Annotated in this window: 17 protein-coding genes and 2 tRNA genes; 10 read left to right on the plus strand and 9 right to left on the minus strand. The window is 44.6% G+C overall.

The window, feature by feature from the left end; all coding sequences use genetic code 11:
* The first annotated feature begins 44 nt into the window (after positions 1 to 44).
* Positions 45 to 117 (plus strand) — tRNA-Ile (locus tag ACEW9I_RS04010).
* Between the two features lie 171 nt (positions 118 to 288).
* On the opposite strand, the gene ACEW9I_RS04015 is transcribed toward ACEW9I_RS04010, so the two are convergent.
* Positions 289 to 1,800 (minus strand): DASH family cryptochrome, encoded by a 1,512-nt coding sequence (locus tag ACEW9I_RS04015; RefSeq protein ID WP_373539076.1) that lies wholly within the window; start codon positions 1,798 to 1,800, stop codon positions 289 to 291.
* 146 nt (positions 1,801 to 1,946) lie between these two features.
* Positions 1,947 to 2,348 (minus strand): PadR family transcriptional regulator, encoded by a 402-nt coding sequence (locus ACEW9I_RS04020; protein ID WP_373539077.1) that lies wholly within the window; start codon positions 2,346 to 2,348, stop codon positions 1,947 to 1,949.
* A gap of 289 nt (positions 2,349 to 2,637) precedes the next feature.
* Between ACEW9I_RS04020 and ACEW9I_RS04025 the strand changes: the two genes are divergently transcribed.
* Positions 2,638 to 3,210, plus strand: a complete 573-nt coding sequence (locus ACEW9I_RS04025) for a DUF3611 family protein (protein ID WP_373539078.1) — start codon at positions 2,638 to 2,640, stop codon at positions 3,208 to 3,210.
* Positions 3,211 to 3,358: 148 nt separating this feature from the next.
* On the opposite strand, the gene larE is transcribed toward ACEW9I_RS04025, so the two are convergent.
* Entirely contained in the window at positions 3,359 to 4,174 is an 816-nt protein-coding gene (gene larE, locus ACEW9I_RS04030) for an ATP-dependent sacrificial sulfur transferase LarE (protein WP_373539079.1), read from the minus strand.
* Between the two features lie 179 nt (positions 4,175 to 4,353).
* Here larE and cobW point away from each other — a divergent pair, with 179 nt between their 5' ends.
* The 4 genes from cobW to dnaG all read left to right on the plus strand — a co-directional run bounded on the left by cobW (position 4,354) and on the right by dnaG (position 8,691).
* Positions 4,354 to 5,418, plus strand: coding sequence for a cobalamin biosynthesis protein CobW (gene cobW / locus ACEW9I_RS04035; protein WP_373539080.1), 1,065 nt, complete (start codon positions 4,354 to 4,356; stop codon positions 5,416 to 5,418).
* A gap of 39 nt (positions 5,419 to 5,457) precedes the next feature.
* Positions 5,458 to 5,652 (plus strand): hypothetical protein, encoded by a 195-nt coding sequence (locus ACEW9I_RS04040; protein ID WP_373539081.1) that lies wholly within the window; start codon positions 5,458 to 5,460, stop codon positions 5,650 to 5,652.
* Positions 5,653 to 5,835: 183 nt separating this feature from the next.
* Complete coding sequence (locus ACEW9I_RS04045) at positions 5,836 to 6,618, plus strand: leucine-rich repeat domain-containing protein (protein WP_373539082.1); 783 nt, start codon at positions 5,836 to 5,838, stop codon at positions 6,616 to 6,618.
* 54 nt (positions 6,619 to 6,672) lie between these two features.
* Positions 6,673 to 8,691, plus strand: a complete 2,019-nt coding sequence (gene dnaG / locus ACEW9I_RS04050) for a DNA primase (RefSeq protein ID WP_373539083.1) — start codon at positions 6,673 to 6,675, stop codon at positions 8,689 to 8,691.
* Positions 8,692 to 8,731: 40 nt separating this feature from the next.
* Here dnaG and ACEW9I_RS04055 read toward each other — a convergent pair whose 3' ends face one another.
* Complete coding sequence (locus tag ACEW9I_RS04055; RefSeq protein WP_373539084.1) at positions 8,732 to 9,763, minus strand: M28 family peptidase; 1,032 nt, start codon at positions 9,761 to 9,763, stop codon at positions 8,732 to 8,734.
* A gap of 117 nt (positions 9,764 to 9,880) precedes the next feature.
* Between ACEW9I_RS04055 and ACEW9I_RS04060 the strand changes: the two genes are divergently transcribed.
* Together ACEW9I_RS04060 and ACEW9I_RS04065 are read left to right on the plus strand one after the other, a co-directional pair.
* Positions 9,881 to 10,519, plus strand: a complete 639-nt coding sequence (locus tag ACEW9I_RS04060) for a cytochrome b N-terminal domain-containing protein (RefSeq protein ID WP_373539085.1) — start codon at positions 9,881 to 9,883, stop codon at positions 10,517 to 10,519.
* Between the two features lie 85 nt (positions 10,520 to 10,604).
* Positions 10,605 to 10,689: transfer RNA gene (locus ACEW9I_RS04065), tRNA-Ser, on the plus strand.
* Positions 10,690 to 10,987: 298 nt separating this feature from the next.
* Here the strand turns inward: ACEW9I_RS04065 and ACEW9I_RS04070 are convergent.
* From ACEW9I_RS04070 to ACEW9I_RS04090, 5 genes are all read right to left on the minus strand, one after another.
* Positions 10,988 to 11,239 (minus strand): hypothetical protein, encoded by a 252-nt coding sequence (locus ACEW9I_RS04070; RefSeq protein WP_373539086.1) that lies wholly within the window; start codon positions 11,237 to 11,239, stop codon positions 10,988 to 10,990.
* Between the two features lie 262 nt (positions 11,240 to 11,501).
* Positions 11,502 to 12,110, minus strand: coding sequence for a hypothetical protein (locus ACEW9I_RS04075; RefSeq protein WP_373539087.1), 609 nt, complete (start codon positions 12,108 to 12,110; stop codon positions 11,502 to 11,504).
* A 119-nt stretch (positions 12,111 to 12,229) separates the two neighbouring features.
* On the minus strand, positions 12,230 to 12,634 hold the full coding sequence (locus tag ACEW9I_RS04080) for a KTSC domain-containing protein (protein WP_373539088.1): 405 nt from the start codon (positions 12,632 to 12,634) through the stop codon (positions 12,230 to 12,232).
* A gap of 96 nt (positions 12,635 to 12,730) precedes the next feature.
* Positions 12,731 to 13,396, minus strand: a complete 666-nt coding sequence (locus ACEW9I_RS04085; protein ID WP_373539089.1) for a cupin domain-containing protein — start codon at positions 13,394 to 13,396, stop codon at positions 12,731 to 12,733.
* Positions 13,397 to 13,429: 33 nt separating this feature from the next.
* Complete coding sequence (locus ACEW9I_RS04090; RefSeq protein ID WP_373539090.1) at positions 13,430 to 14,005, minus strand: sigma-70 family RNA polymerase sigma factor; 576 nt, start codon at positions 14,003 to 14,005, stop codon at positions 13,430 to 13,432.
* Positions 14,006 to 14,413: 408 nt separating this feature from the next.
* On the opposite strand from ACEW9I_RS04090, the gene ACEW9I_RS04095 reads away from it, so the two are divergent.
* Complete coding sequence (locus tag ACEW9I_RS04095) at positions 14,414 to 15,031, plus strand: PEP-CTERM sorting domain-containing protein (protein WP_373539091.1); 618 nt, start codon at positions 14,414 to 14,416, stop codon at positions 15,029 to 15,031.
* Positions 15,032 to 15,754: 723 nt separating this feature from the next.
* The coding region (locus ACEW9I_RS04100; RefSeq protein WP_373539092.1) for a calcium-binding protein at positions 15,755 to 16,506 on the plus strand (752 nt) is incomplete at its 3' end.

Genomic DNA, 16,506 nt, shown 5'->3' on the forward strand with positions numbered 1-16,506 from the left:
ATTTAGGAATGGTTAAAGGTTAATGTTAAAATAACAAAATATCTCCAAGGTTGGCCGAGCGGTTGAGGCACCGAACTCATAATTCGGGTTAGACTGGTTCAACTCCAGTACCTTGGATTGAGTGAATGTATATCAGAATAAATAGTAGGGTGGGCACTGTCAACGAAGTGCAGGGGTTTAAATTCCCCACCTTTAGGTGGATTGTTTTTAAAGTGGGGTTTAAATCCCCAACCTAAAAACCCAATTATCAATTATCAATTATCAATTAATTTAACTGTTTACCTTTATCTACTTATTACGACGTTTGGGAACTGGTCGATCGCTCGAACTACTTGATATATTGAAAGCACTATTATAGATTGCCTCATTAGCTTTGGCAGACTTAAATAAATCTACCACAGGCTGGGGATAATCCACCCCCAGCCGGACACCAAATCGCTCCTGTTCTACAGGTAAAAGCTTCCATGGCTCGTGTACTTTGGCTGCGGGAACTTGCGCTAGTTCTGGTAACCAATGTTTGACATACTTACCCTCGCGATCGTAATCATTGGACTGCTTGATAATATTAAAAAAGCGGAATCCCCGCGCATCATTACCGACTCCGGCTGTATAGTTCCAATTGCCCCAATTACTACAAACATCGTAATCGATTAGCAGCGATTCAAACCATTCGGCACCCATCCGCCAATCGATACCCAGATTTTTGGTGAGGAAACTAGCTACATTTTGGCGTCCGCGATTGGACATATAGCCAGTCGCTGCGATCTCGCGCATGTTGGCATCGACAAGCGGAAATCCGGTTTTGCCTTCTCGCCACAGCTCGAACCTTTCCCAGTCTTGTTTCCAGCTAAGATTAACACCTTGGAGTCCCGACTTTTTGAACATATCTACACCATGTTTGGCACAAATAAAGCGAAAATAATCCCGCCATAGTATCTCAAAAATCAACCAATAAGTCGAATCATTTTCGATTCGTTCGTTTTCATACTTTCGGACTTGGGCATCGATATATCGGGGTGACAGACAGCCTAAAGCCAACCAAGCGGAAAATTTAGAAGAGTAATCCGCCCCCAGCATACCATTGCGGGTCTCTTTGTAGACCCGCAATCGATCCTGTTGCCAAAAATACTCATTTAAGCGATCGATTCCCGCAGTTTCACCACCGTGATATGCCAAAACTCCCCGCGCGTCAGGTGCGGGTGCTACCGCTCCTAAATCGGCAAGGCTGGGGAGCATTCCCACCTCTACTCCGGCGGGTAGGGGTGGGACAGTTGCTGGCGTAGGTAGAGGTTTTTGGATATCGGCATCTTTTTCGACATCCTTCCGAAATTTGGTAAATAGTTCGGGTAGGTTTACCAAATCGAATGGTAAGTCTTGCAGCCGATACAGAGTATGCCCCCAAAAAGATCTACACTTGACACCGATCGCTGTTAAAGCACGTTCGAGGGTGTCGCTGACGGCAATTTCTTCGGGCGTAACTTCGCGATGATAATAGACAGCAGTAATCCCCAATTGCTCGACTAGTGACGGGATGACTACTTCGGGCAATCCCCGTCGCACTACTAAACCGCTACCGCGAGACTGCCAAGATTGCTGCAAATCGGCGACGCTTTCGAGCAAAAATTGCGATCGAAAGGCACCAGTTTTGGGAAATCCAAAGCTTGTCAGCGCAAACTGGCGATCGTCAAAGCAATAAAATGGAATTATACTAGCACCGTCAGTGAGAGCTTGAGTCAGCGGTGCGTGGTCGTGCAAGCGCAGATCGTTACGATACCAAAGTAAAATCCGTTGAGGAGGCATGATGAGCACAGTTGATAATTCGATTGAAGATGTGGATCGCTCCTCAAGTTTAAGCTAACACATCTGACCGTCAAAAAAGCAGGTGTGACACCTGCTTGACAATTGATGAGCGTAGTCGAGGAGCCGTTTAGAGCTGGCTCTAAGTCCTAACTACCAGTCGCTAATGCGCGACTATGATCTAGAGCGGGTGTCCCAGTAGCCGTGTTAGGATTCGTACTAGAATATTGTTCCCAGAAGTAGGCAAGCTCCTGAGCTTTGGTCGTCCATTCCGAGTCAATTTGATACATCCGGCGCGGACGACCGCGACCTTCAACTTTTTTCCAGTACCCGACAATGGTACCGGAGCCTTCCAAGAACTTGATGGCACTGTACAAAACGGTGTCTGAGAGCCGATAGGTTGAAGATTCATGCTCCAATCTGGCAATCAATTCGGTACCATAAGAATCGCCCTGAAGTAGAATATCGAGAATATAACAAACCGCCAACTCTTGGTTGAGATAGAGTGGTGGTGGATTGCGAAAAAAGCAATAAATATCTTCAAAGTTCATAGCTGTTACCACCTTATAATGTTGGTATTCTTTTGTTGCAGTCCTCGCCTAGCCGGAAAGCTAAAGGCAGGATCGATACTGTAAATGCTGACTTTAGGCAAGTCGGGATAAATCTCTCAAAACAAGACAGGAAAGCAAATTCTATCGGTAACGGGGTCAGTAGATTGTTTGATTTATCACACCCGACGCTAGGCGATCGACTATGGATGCCCAGTTTTTAGCTTAACTCATTCAATTTACGTCAAGGGATAATTATCCTAGATTCTTATTAATTTCTTAACTAATATTTATGTCAAATCTGGAAAGTAACGATAGTACGACGCTAACTGTCAGAAAAATCGCTACCCAACTCCGCCGTGTCGGTTGGGCGGGATTTTGGCTGCAACTTACTTTGGCGGTAGTCTCAAGCTTGATTTTTCTATTTGCGCTACCCTTTGCCAGTACGGGTGTGAGCAATCCAGGTACGGGCGGAAGTTTACTATTTGCAGTGGGTGGATTGCTGATCCTCTACGTGAGCACTTACTGGTCATTTCGCTACGTGCTCACCTCCCGTAGGCTCAAGAATCCCAATCTCCGCCCCAAGAAAGCCGAGACTATTCAAATCGTCCGGTGGGGTCTGTTGTCCTCGATCCTGGGGATGGGATCGAGTGTACTCGGTGCCGAATCGATCGGCGGCACTTTGCTGGGCAAATCATTGTCCTCAATCGCCTCGTTCGCACTATTTAGTCCTGAAGCTTTGAGTAAGATTATTCAGCCGTTGGATATTTTCATCGTGCTAGCCAATACCCACACGATTACGGCACATTTTATCGGCATTGTGGGATCGCTATGGTTGTTAGATCGACTAAATAAACCAAATTAATCACAACAGTAATCGCTCCTCGCCTGCGCCTTGCGCTTACGGACAACCCTCCGGATCGCGCATCGCTGAACCTAGCACACCCTACATCAACTATATTTATTTCATCTCAGTTCTAGCCAATTCTGATGCGATCGATCTTCACACTTCTCTACTTGACAAATTGGGGCAATACCTGATTTAGTTTGCCGCTGCGATATCCTTCTAAATCTAGAGTGACGTAGACAAACCCAAACGATCGCAAGGTTTCAGTCAGCTCTACCAAATTTGTATTGGCGACAAATTTTTGAATTAACTCGAATGGTAATTCAATTTTGGCAGTGTCATCACTCGATCGCACTCGCACATTTTCATATCCCAATCGACGCAGATAGATCTCAGCTCTCCCCACGCGATTTAATTTGGGGATAGTAATCTCTTCCCCATACGGAAACCGCGAACTCAAGCATGGTTGAGCGGGTTTATTCCAACAAGATAAGCCTAAAAATTTAGCAATCTCACGGACTTCCATTTTAGTAATGCCAAGCTCGGCTAATGGCGACCTAGCACCCCGTTCTTTTGCCGCCTGAATACCTGGACGATAATCTTGTAAGTCATCAGCATTGACACCATCGATGACATATTGGTAACCGAGTTTCAATCCTAATGGCTTGAGCGTATCGTGGAGTTCGCTTTTACAGAAATAGCAGCGATTGACTGGATTGGATGAATAATTGGGGTTGTCCATTTCGTGAGTTTCGACAATCTGATGACCGATCCCGATCGCTTGTGCTTGGGCGATCGCATCTGCCAATTCTTCAGGTAGTAATGATGGTGATTTGGCAGTTACAGCCAAGGCTCGATCGCCCAAAACATCATAGGCAACTTTGGCAACTAAAGTACTATCAATCCCGCCAGAATAAGCAATTAGGGCTTGCTCCATCTCTACAAATAGATGACGAAGTTGTTCGAGTTTTAGTTCTAACATTCGATCGAATTAATCTTGCCTAGTGATGATAGCTACTATCTTTAATTATATCAAATCTGTGAAAGCACACTCTGTGCAATTAGGATATTTTGCACCACTAGCCACGATTGCCAGTCGTTGGCTAGCCGGATTATAAGTGCGGTAAACTATAAGCCTGAGGCACACAGTTCAAAATTAACATGGCAAAAAAAATTCCCGTCACCGTGATTACCGGATTCCTTGGTAGTGGCAAAACCACGCTGATTCGACATTTGCTCACCCACAATCACGGGCGACGGATCGCGGTAATCGTCAATGAATTTGGCGAACTGGGTATCGATGGTGAGCTGTTGCGATCGTGTCAAGTCTGCCCCGATGATGAGATCGAACCGCTCAATAATATTGTCGAACTCACCAATGGTTGCTTGTGCTGCACGGTACAGGAAGAATTTTTGCCCACCATGCAAGCCCTAATCGCGCGGCGCAATGACATCGACTGCATTCTGATCGAAACCTCCGGTTTGGCACTCCCCAAGCCGCTCATAACCGCCTTCCGATGGCCAGAAATTCGTACCGCTGCGACGGTAGATGCGGTGATTACGGTGGTTGATTGTGATGCGGTGGCAGATGGCAGGTTCGCTAGCGATCCGGCTGCTGTATACGCGCTCAGGCTGGAGGATGAGAATCTGGATCATGAGACGCCATTGCAGGAGTTATTTGAGGATCAGTTAGCTTGTGCCGATTTGGTGATTTTGAATAAAGCCGATCTGGTAACTACCGAGCAATATCAACAAACGATCGATCTCATCAACCAAGAACTGCCGCGATCGGTAAAAATAGTTACTAGCGATCGCGGCATCGTCGATGTCGATACCATCTTGGGACTAAATGCAGCGGTAGAAGACCATCTCGACGAGCGTCCCAGCCATCATGATACTGAAGAAGACCACGATCATGATGATGATATTAACTCAATTAATCTCATCATCGATCGCGAATTTGACCCCGAACAATTACGCCAACAATTAGAACACCTTGTCTTAGAGCAGGAAATCTACCGCATCAAAGGATTTGTCGCTGTCCCGAATAAACCGATGCGGCTAGTTATCCAAGGTGTCGGCAAACGCTTCGAGCAATTTTATGACAGACCTTGGCGTACGGATGAGCGACGGGAGACTAAACTAGTATTTATCGGACACTCGATCGATCCTGAATCGATCGCTACTGCTTTATCCGCTCGGGTTGATGCTAACTTAGTAAAATAGCAATAGCTCTCGATCGCAAGTCACAACTGGAGACACCAGATGAAAAGTAATCACCATATCGGCTCTTCTTTCGATGATTTCTTAGATGAGGAGGAGCTACTTACGCAAGTCAATAAGATCGCGATTAAAAGAGTCATTGCTTGGCAAATCAAGCAAGAAATTGAAACTAAACAGATGACTAAAACTGGTGGAGCAAGAGCGATAGGTACGGGTCGCGCCCTCGATTCTCCGTAGGAGAGGCTATGCCAACGATTGCTAGAGCCAGACAATACTTCAGTAACCCTCTATACTCTCGATCGAGCGGCTAGAGCATTAGGTAAACGGATTAAGATCGAGCTAGTTGAAGCATAATCGGTAATATCGCTCCTGTCGCGCTCGTTATTGCTTTGGCTTTATTTTTATTTAAAAACGACATAAATGTTAATTCAAAACGATCGTGAGTATGCTCAATATTTAAAAAATGGCAGCGGAAGATCTGGCGTTAAAAGTATCTACATTGTAGATTTGAATGAACCAGAAGAGTATCTAGACAATTGCATCGGTGATTTTGAAGATTTAGAGAGTTTAGGTATTGCTGATTGCAGATGTTTTAGAAAAATACCAAAAAGTATTGGCAAACTAACAAAACTTAAGGAATTAACTTTTGTTAGGTGTTATCATTTACAGGAATTGCCTACTTCCATTGGTAGTCTTCACTCACTTGAATATCTCTGCATTCATGAAACTCATATAAATTCATTGCCTGATCCGATTGGCAATCTTTCTAAGCTAGAAAGATTGGAGCTTGGTACAAACACTGACTTACATTATTTGCCAAGCAGTATTGGCAGCTTAAATAAATTAAAATCCATTAATTTTGAGGGAGGGTGTTTGATGTCTTTATCAAGTAGTATAGGTAAGTTACAAAATCTTGAACTTTTAAATATTAATAACAATCAGCTAGAATATTTGCCTGATAGCATTTGTGAATTAACAAACCTAAAAATTTTACAAGCTAGCAATAATTACTTGAAAAAATTACCAGATCGTATCGGTAATCTCATTAACTTAGATTGGCTGGAACTGATTAACAACCAGATTTCAGAATTACCGGAAAGTGCGATCTCATTGGCTGGACTTACTGAAATAGAGTTATACTGCAATCCGATTAAGTCACTTCCAGAGCGGATGTCAATATTACTTCCAGATATAAAGTGGTAAAATAATCGACTACCTTTAATAAATGTTTGCGATCGTACTAACTATTCACTATTCATGAATATTCCCCGTTTACATCCTGATACGATCGAAGAAGTAAAAGCTAAAGTCGATATTGTTGATGTGATCGGCGGACACGTTGTACTCAAAAAACGTGGTAAGGATTATCTCGGTTCTTGTCCATTTCATCAAGAGAAGTCGCCGAGTTTTGCTGTTAGTCCCGTCAAGCAGATGTATTACTGCTTTGGTTGTCAGGCTGGTGGTAGCGCGATCGATTTTTTGATGGAGTTGGGTAAGCAATCTTTCACAGAGGTTGTCTTAGATTTAGCACGGCGATATCAGGTTCCGGTGCAGACTTTGGAGCCAGAGCAACGTCAAGAGTTGCAGCGACGATTGTCCCAACGGGAGCAGTTGTATGAAATTTTGGCGATAACGGCTAATTTTTATCAGCACGCGCTCAATCAACCTCAAGGAGAGAAAGCTCTCACATATCTCCAGGAAGAACGCGCTTTTAGTGATGACACTATTCAAAGTTTTCAGCTTGGTTACGCGCCTGCTGGTTGGGAAACTTTAGTTAATTATCTCATCGCACAAAAGCATTTTCCGCCGCAAGCGATTATTGCGGCTGGATTGATTATCCCTCGCAAGGATGAGACTAGTTACTATGACAGATTTCGCGATCGCTTGATGATTCCGATTTGCGATTTACGCGGACGAGTTATTGGGTTTGGTGGGCGCACTTTGAGTGATGAACAGCCTAAATATCTCAACTCACCAGAGACGGAATTATTCGATAAAGGTAACACTTTATATGGACTCGATCGCGCCAAAAATACGATTAGTAAAACCGATCGCGTGGTGGTAGTTGAAGGTTATTTTGATGTCATTGCGCTTCATGCTGCGGGAATCGATAGTGCAGTAGCTGCACTCGGTACAGCATTAAGTTCAGCGCAAGTCAAGCAGTTGGTTAAGTTTACTGAGTCCAAACAAATTATTCTCAATTTTGATGCTGATAAAGCGGGTAATATTGCCGCAGAACGCGCGATTGGAGAAGTGAGAGAGCTAGCTTATCAAGGTCAATTACAACTCCGAATTCTGAACTTACCGACTGGCAAAGATGCCGATGAATTTCTCAAAAATAATAGTCAAGCAGACTATTTAGAGTTACTAGATCGCGCTCCATTGTGGTTGGATTGGCAACTAGAACAAGCGATCGCCGGACAAGATCTCACCCAAGCCGAGCAATATCAAACGGCGACCCAAAAGATCGTCAAACTACTGCAAAATATCACTGACGTCACTACTCGTATCCATTATCTCCAAAAATCAGCAGGATTATTGAGTGTAGGTGATGCGCGGATGATCCCGCTCTTATTTGAGAACTTACAGACTACAATCAAGGGACTAAAACCACTTCCAGCACCAAGATCGATCGCCATTACCGCACCTGTAAATCGATCTAAATCATCTCCATCAACAGCAGATGACAATCGCATCGATGTTGAGCATCAAGAGCTAGTCGCAGTAGTCCCTGTTAGCATTCATCCCAGTCAAAGGTTAATCGAACGAGCCGAAGGTTTGGTGCTGCGGATTTACTTACATTATCCCATCCATCGCTTGACAATTATCGATGCTCTAGATTCTGCCAATCTTACTTTTACATTGGCTCACCACCGTTTATTATGGCAACAGATCCTCGATCGCTCTTCATCAGTATGCCCAAACTCTGAAAATGAAGAGATTGACTATTTAGACGATCGATTAATTGCTAAATTACAAGATACAATGGCAGAGCGATTTAGAGGGATGCAGATCGAACATTTATTCAATCTAGATGAACATACTGCTGAAGAAATTCAGAGATCGCCATTAGTGCTCCGCGCGGCGATTGCTTGCTTAGAAAAGTTTGCCTGCGAACAAAAGTGTAAAGACTATCTAAGTAAAATACGCAGTGACGATCCAGAAGATGTAACTAAGAAATCAGAATACCTTCGAGAATGGACTATGACTAAACAGCGACTACAAGAACTCGATCGACAGCGGAATGTAACTATTGACGACCTAGTTTCACTATAATACACATTAGCTTTCGCACCAGATCGATCCGATCGAATGTTTACGATCCCTCCAACCCTACAAAATCCCGAATTACATTACCGATCCCATGAGTGACTCGCGATAGCTGCTCAAAGTCGATTTTGTCGGCTGTATCGGCTGCTGTATGGTAGAAAGGGTAGCGAAAAGTGGCAGTATCGGTAATCATCAGAGCTTGATAACCTTGTTGCCAAAACGACCAATGGTCAGACCCACCGACACCTTGAATAAAATTGGGCATGGCTGCACCTTCAGAGGGGAATTTGGTCTGAGCGCGAAAGGAGCGGATCGTATTGCGGAGCAGCTCTCGCGAGTCGATATCGCTAATAAAGCTAATAAAATCACCTCGATCGGGATATAGGAAACTCAGTAGTGGTGGATATTTCTGGGTATTGGCTGTATTAGTAAAGTATCCCAATGTCTCCAAGCTAAACATCCCGACGATTTTATCGCCCCGTTGCTTGGCATTTTGGGCATATCTGAAACTGCCCATATTTTGAGTACAAAAAAATGGCGGTTCCTCGTTGGTAAATTCCACAAATCTCAGCGTTCGCAGGGGTTTAGTCCCAACAAATTCGCGGGCGAGGGCAAGGACTGCGGCTGCACCTGTAGCGTTATCATCTGCGCCAGGACTGGTGAAAGCACTATCATAGTGTCCGCCGACGACGAGGATTTGTTCGGCAAGACTGCTCCCAGGGATTTCGACTTCGAGATTACTATATGTGCGCTCGGCGACGGTGTACTGTTGCGCTCGGACGGTATATCCTGCCTTGGTCAACTCGCGATCGAGAAATTCCTGAGCAGCGACGAGGTTGGGATAGTTGCCCACATTGCGACTGCCGATCTTTGCGGAGAGCATTTCGACATCCCGCTGGAGGCGGTCTTGCAAGCTCCGATCTGCCGCACTCAATGGAGGTAATGCTTGACGATAACTAGTTCCTGGCATCCACACCATCAACGACCAGCCGAAGATGAGGATCGAGGTAATAATTAGGGCGAGGATAGTTAATCTGATGAGGGCTGCGCGATCGATGAGCTGGAGTGAAAATTTCATCGTACTATAGAAAAAAACACACCTTCCTAGCCAGTATGATATCATCGATCGCGTTTTTCCCCGATTATTTACCTCTACAATGATGAAGGAATGTAAACAAAACTCTAGGTATTACTGATGAATACTGCGCGTTACAATTCCTGGCTCCAGAAACTAGCAACCATCCTGGCGATTGCGATCTTCGCTCTGTGTTTATTGGCGGCGATTACTGGTGTATCGCTGGCTTTTTACTACACGCCATCGACCACCAATGCTTATTCGTCGATCGCCTATATCAATAACCAAGTGGCGAATGGTTGGCTGATGATAAGTTTGCACAATATTGCTGGAAATGGTTTGATTGCTGTTTCTCTAATCCAAATTGTGGTGATGTTTTTTGGTCGCCAACTGGTGGGGGGCTGGATTGTAGGCTGGATATCGGGAATATTCTTGACGCTGACGGCGATCGGTCTCGGTTGGACAGCGATGAATTTGGAGTGGTCACAATTGGGGTACTGGCGGCTCAATATCGAGCTATCGATTATCGAAAGCGTTCCGTTTATCGGTCAATTTCTGCGCCAGTTGTTGCTGGGTGGCGATGCGATCGGTACGATTAGCCTAGAGCATTTATTTACCATTCATAGTTACCTACTCTCGGCAGTAGCATTGGGTTTATCGCTCGTCCATCTGGTAAGCACGTTTATCCATTCATTATCCCCGCAGCTACCTTCAGATCCTACCAGTCTCGACCCAGTTGTCGATCGAGTCGATCCATAACCAGCAGCAGCCACAGAGCGAAATTTTTTGCGGTTGCGGCTGCTTGCGCGCTAGCAAATCATGCTAAGATAGGATACTCATATCTGGAGAGGTGGCAGAGTGGTCGAATGCGTCCGACTTGAAATCGGATGAGGTGCAAGCTTCCGTGAGTTCGAATCTCACCCTCTCCGTTCTTAGTTAGATGTTAGCTGTTAGGCTTTGTGTGACTTAACCCATAACTTTGCCGCAACGGCAAGCTTATGCTTCCAATATGAGATGGCAAAGTTATGCTTCCACACAAGTTGTTGCAGGTGCATAATGACTCCTTGCAACCCTTAAAACAGACCGAACTTTCTCATAACGCAGAAAGTTTGGCTTATCCATCAACTGGGCAACTCGACTTTCAGTGGGATATTGACCTTCTCTGTACAGTTGACCGACAATCTGTTGTACCTGATGGCAACAAGAGGCTAAATTCTCCTCACACGATTATTGGAGATAGTTTTTATAGATACTAGCGATCTCCGAACAGAGATCGGGGAAATATTTGTAAAGGATTCGACGATTGCATCCTAGTCTACGCGATACTTCGACTACCGACAGTGGCGGTGACGTTTTTTGCGATAGTACTCCCTCCAGAAAAAGACGAGCTACCTCCAGATCGAATGACTGACTGGGAACGGTGGTTAGGGATTGTCGCTTGGGTACTCGCCAATTGTCCAGGTTGGGACACTTTCCCATTTCTCCAGTGAAAAATTGAACTAAGGTGATATCGAAATGACAACAGATACTTAGAGGATGTTTGGAAAGTATAAACAGGCACCAGTAGAGAAAAAGCTTCCACGAATTGTTAGGCTGGATAAAATTCAAAATCTAGACAGCCATCGAGGAAGCCATGACTCCAGCCTACACTACGGAACTAACAGTAGAACAGTATGAGTTGCTAGCGGCACTATTGCCGCCGGAAACCAAGACAGGAGGGGTATCGTGACTTTGAGACGCTTTAGCCACGACTGCGTTCGAGAAAAATCATCATCAGAATGCCGAGAATAGCTTGCAGTTCTGCTTGAGTTTCCAGCCGATCGACTTTTTGAATGGTATAGTGCCGTGAGAAGAAACCAGGAATTTTGGAGAGTTTCATCACCTGCCCCCCACCATCGCGGGCAAGTGTATAAGTTGGATTGAATACATAGCCTGTAAACATACCCAGCAACGGGATTTCGGCAAATAGTGTGTCGCAGACTTTAATCCACGGATCGTCTTCCTGAATCGTCATCAGCGGGCGTGTTGCCGCCAAGCGATCGAATACATCATATCTAGCACTCCACAGTGATTTCAGCCCATGTCGCTTGATGCCGCCGAGATCGGTTCCGTTGAGATTGTTAAAGTTATAACGCGCCGAAAAATCAATAATCCGATCGGCTTTAATTTCATATAGTGGCTGCTGGAGTTGCTCGTCACCATAAATGACGATCGCTTCTTTGAGCCGGAATGCTTTTTGACGCATCACAAACAATAGTTTGCCTTGGTTGTCTGTCACTGAAACTCGGTTGGGAGAAAGAGTCCAGATTTTGAAGGTAATGTGCAACGGATATTGAAGGTGTTGAAACATCAGGCTACGGTTGTGGGGTACAGGTCTAGCTTAGTGTACCCATGACAACGCGATCGTCTCCTTGGCGACAACATCCCCAGACAAGATTGTCCTCAACAGTAAAATGCTATTTACCAGCATTACTCAATTTTTGTCGATGGATACAAGCCTTTGATTTCTTGGTTGTAAAAGCTCCCGATCGAATCAGTCGATTGTAGCTCTGCCCACAGTTCCGGCTCGACGGCTGAGTATTGGTACACGGCACCACTATTAAACTCAATTTGCAGGATTTCCCGTTCCCGATCGTAGCCGACTTGAGCAGCCATCGTGGAACAGGCAGGCAACATCTCAATCGGTGCTACACTCTCGATTGCGGCTGGAGCTGCCACGATCGAGTCGAGTAGCTGCAAGCCTTCGTAAGCGGCTAGCGGTGCGGGAATTTCGATATACTCGATCTCGTTTTCACGTTCGACGATCAGCTTGAGTCCATCTTCATCATGCGCGATCGCTCTCAAGCCGCTCAAATCAATTTTAGTTAGCTTCATCTGAGTTGGTACTCCTGCTAAAAGTGCGATCGTCAGTAATTATTTAGTACAATTATATCATATCTTGAGACGATGGCGATGCTACTGCGGAGATCTTTACCCCACAGACGATCGCGGCAAATTTATCAGATTTTCGTCATAGCAATCATCGAGCGAAGCGCGAATGAAAAACTTACAACCCTTGGTAGTCGCAGGTGGATGGACTGAATTGGGATACGAGCGAATATAGTCCCCAGCGAGATAAACCTGCCCGCCGATTTCGAGTTCGCCTTCTAGCATGTAGATCTCTTCAATCCCACAATGTTGATGCAGTGGGTAGATGATGCCATCCGCTGCTTTGACGATGGCGGAACACATCCGATTGACTGGATCTAGGTACAGCATTGCCACTTCTACGCCCTCTGTCTGGTAGGGATACCATTCCAGATCTCCGGATCTGACTACCACCATTGTTGGCTCAGATTGTTCGGCTGACTGGATTTCGGGCTGGGGATTGGGGCGGATGTCTACCGGATCGGTACTCAGTAGCTCGTCCACAGGAGCAGCAAGGCGATCGAACAGCCGCTGCTTGAGATCTGCCGCCATCGGCACGATGGCGGCACCATAGGGGATAACTCCTACCGCAGCTTGATAACTTGCCAACTCATCGGCGAGATCGGGACACTCCAAAATTTGAGCCTCTACCCAGAGGCGTTCTTCTAGATCGAGTAGATCGAGTGCGTATAGTGGTGCGAGATCGCAAAAACATCTATGGTCGTTCATGATACATCTATCGGGCACGGGGTTTGGGTTGGCTTAGTATTGCCCACTGACTACTGATGATGCACTTTCAAAAGCTACTTTTAGTTTACTCAATCCCAGTCGCAGCCGCGTTTTTACAGTTCCCAGCGATAGTCCAGTCGCTGCGGCAATTTCGGTATGAGTAAAACCTTGATAATAAGCCATCTCGATGACTTGGCGTTGTAGTGGGGGGATTTGATTCAATGCTGCGAGCACTTGTTGCTGTCGTTCGCCAATTTCGAGATCTTCAATTGGATCTACGCTCCTAGTTGGAAATTCGATCTCTTTACCCGCAGCGAGTGCCTCATGGACTTTATTGAGGCGTTGGATTTTGCGTAACCGATCTATAATCCTACTGCGCGCCAAGGTAAAGATCCACTGCTCTACCGAACCTTTGTTGACATCAAACCGATCGGCAATCCGCCAGATTTGGGTGAATATTTCTAAAACAACTTCTTCGCAGTCTTCTACTGAGTTGAGACTTTTCCAGGCGATCGCGTAAATGATCCGTGAGTAGCGATCGTAGAGCGCGGACAATGCACTGCGATCGCCCTCGGCGATCTTTGCGAGTAGATGTGCTGCTTCAACCATTGACGCTAGTGGACAGAGAACGCTGTAGTAGTTTCAGTTTAGCTTACAGGCGGCAGAAATCTAGACTCAGCTCAAATTACTTTTATGTGTCAAAAAAAATTCGATCGCATAGAGATCCAATTTGAAACTAGCAGCGTATACCCTTAGTAAGGACAAGTTATGGTTGCAAATATCGAATAAATCTTTCTGCATCCTGATGACCTCTCTCAACATCTAAATAATTTAACTTTAGCTCGATCGCACTCATAAATTTATATTCTCTATTTGTCTTTAGAGCGATCGAGCTGTAGTGATTTGACGAATAAACTAAGTATTGTGGCTGAATTTTATTGAAATTATGCTGATGATAGAAGATCGATATGAGTAGCTGGGTAATATATAGATATGATTCTTTCATCACATCGACTCATGTTTAAAAATAACAAAGCTACTTTCGTAGGTGCTAGCATTGTCTGGGGATTGACAGCATCCATGTCTTCACTCACTCCTAGTGCTCAGGCCGTTACTTTTACTTACACTGAAACTACTCTCGGTGGTCCCGTCTTCAATCGACCTGTTGATAATTTTTCTAGTCCGCCAACAGCGATCTCTGGAGGCGCAGGAGAAGCCGTTCCTTATAATAGTTTTGGTTTTACTGTTAGTGCTCCAGACAGCTATGTTTTTCAAAGTACGGCTAACTTTGATAATTTTACTGTTCTTTACCAAAATTCCTTTAATCCTGCTGATTCAGTCTTTAATGCCATAATTGCAAACGATGATATATTTGGCTTGCCTACAGGTAACTCAGGATTTACTGTAGCCCTAAATACTGGTACTAACTATTTTCTTGTTACCACTGGTTTTGATAATCCTGATGTTGGAACTTTCACGAATACGATCGTTGGTGCAGGCACTGTTACCCCTGGAACGATCGCCGCAGTTCCAGAGCCAGCAACTATCTTAGGCTCTCTAGCGGCTTTTGGATATGGTGTCTATTCTAGACGTAAAATTAAGGTCGAGCGACCGACAACTAAAAAAACATTCTAGTTTTATCTATAATATTTAATTTTCTATACAACTCCTTTTTAGGGGTTATTTTTTTAGATGATTTAGTTAAGTGCGATCGGTCTTTAGAGCGAAAATACTAGCTAAGATTTTGCAACCGATGCGGTAGATATCTAACTCAGTAAAAGTACTAATTTATCTACGCTAGCTAAATAAATAATGACTCATGCTCTATCAAAAGACAGATATTTATTTTGGAGCTGACAGTGGTTAAAACAGCAACTAAATTTAATAATAATTCCTAATCTCTATCGACAAGTCGGTCGAGTAAATTATTACAATCTACCTTTAGATAGATAGATAGAGACTCATATTCAAATTACCGATTGGGCATCCCTCTAACTCAGTACTTTGTACTAATCTCTATCCATTGGCTGAATCAAAAATTTACACTCCTCTCTCGAAGTACAGAGATCTATTTTGGGACTAGCAGCGTATAACCCTACAAGTTGGCAAATTTATCTACAATCTTTTCTAGAGGTTATAGATCTATCTATGGTATAGCTAGCAGAGAAATGGTAGGAATCGATTGAGATTTTTAAGTTTACTTAACCTAACTCAAAAATTCACATATCATACTTATTGCTCAGGCACAAGTAATTCCGATAATTTATCTACCGATCGATAACTGTGATGAGATAATATCGCGCAGTTGGGATTGCCAAACTTATTTGAAGTAGACCAATCGTTTAGCAGAAGATTTAAATGGCAATAATTAATGGTACATCTGGCAGCGACACATTGTTTATCGACAGCGGTAAGAGTGGGGATACACTGCTAGGTTTGGCAGGTAGCGACGTTTTGAGTGGCTTGCCCGGAGCTGGTGGCAATACTTTGGATGGTGGCGATGGTGACGACACGATCTACGCCAATCAAAGTGACACGATAATTGGCGGTGCTGGCGACGATCTGATTTTTGGCGGTCTGGGTGGCAACACTATTACTGGCGGTGCGGGTCAAGACCTATTTGTGCTCTCGGGATTAGATTTACCCAAAACCCCGAACACGATTACTGACTTCGATCTGCTGGACGATACGCTTGAAGTCGATCTGGTAACTGGCAGTAAAGCTAGCGACGTGACGACTGTATTTGGTGCTACTGATACTACTATCAGCTTTGGCAGCACTCAACTAGCAATTGTCAAAAACGCCAAGCTAAGTGCCAACGACATCATAATTTCCACAGCTACCCCAATCCCAAACTCATTATCTGTAGCTGACTTCAACAAAGACCCAGCTAAATATCTGGGATCGATCCGAGACTACGATGGTAACGATTTGGGTAGTAGTAGCTCGTGGAAATTGCTCGGTGATGTGGATATTCAGGGGGATGGCGATCTCGAGAGTATCTTAGTCAATCCAGCAATCGGTCGGTTTGCCAGCGTTGGCTCCATCAACGGTAATGTCGATTTTACTAAATATGGCTTGAATGGTGATACTCGTGTCGTCGGTATTTA

The organism is Chamaesiphon sp., assembly GCF_041738855.1.
Classification (GTDB): domain Bacteria; phylum Cyanobacteriota; class Cyanobacteriia; order Cyanobacteriales; family Chamaesiphonaceae; genus Chamaesiphon.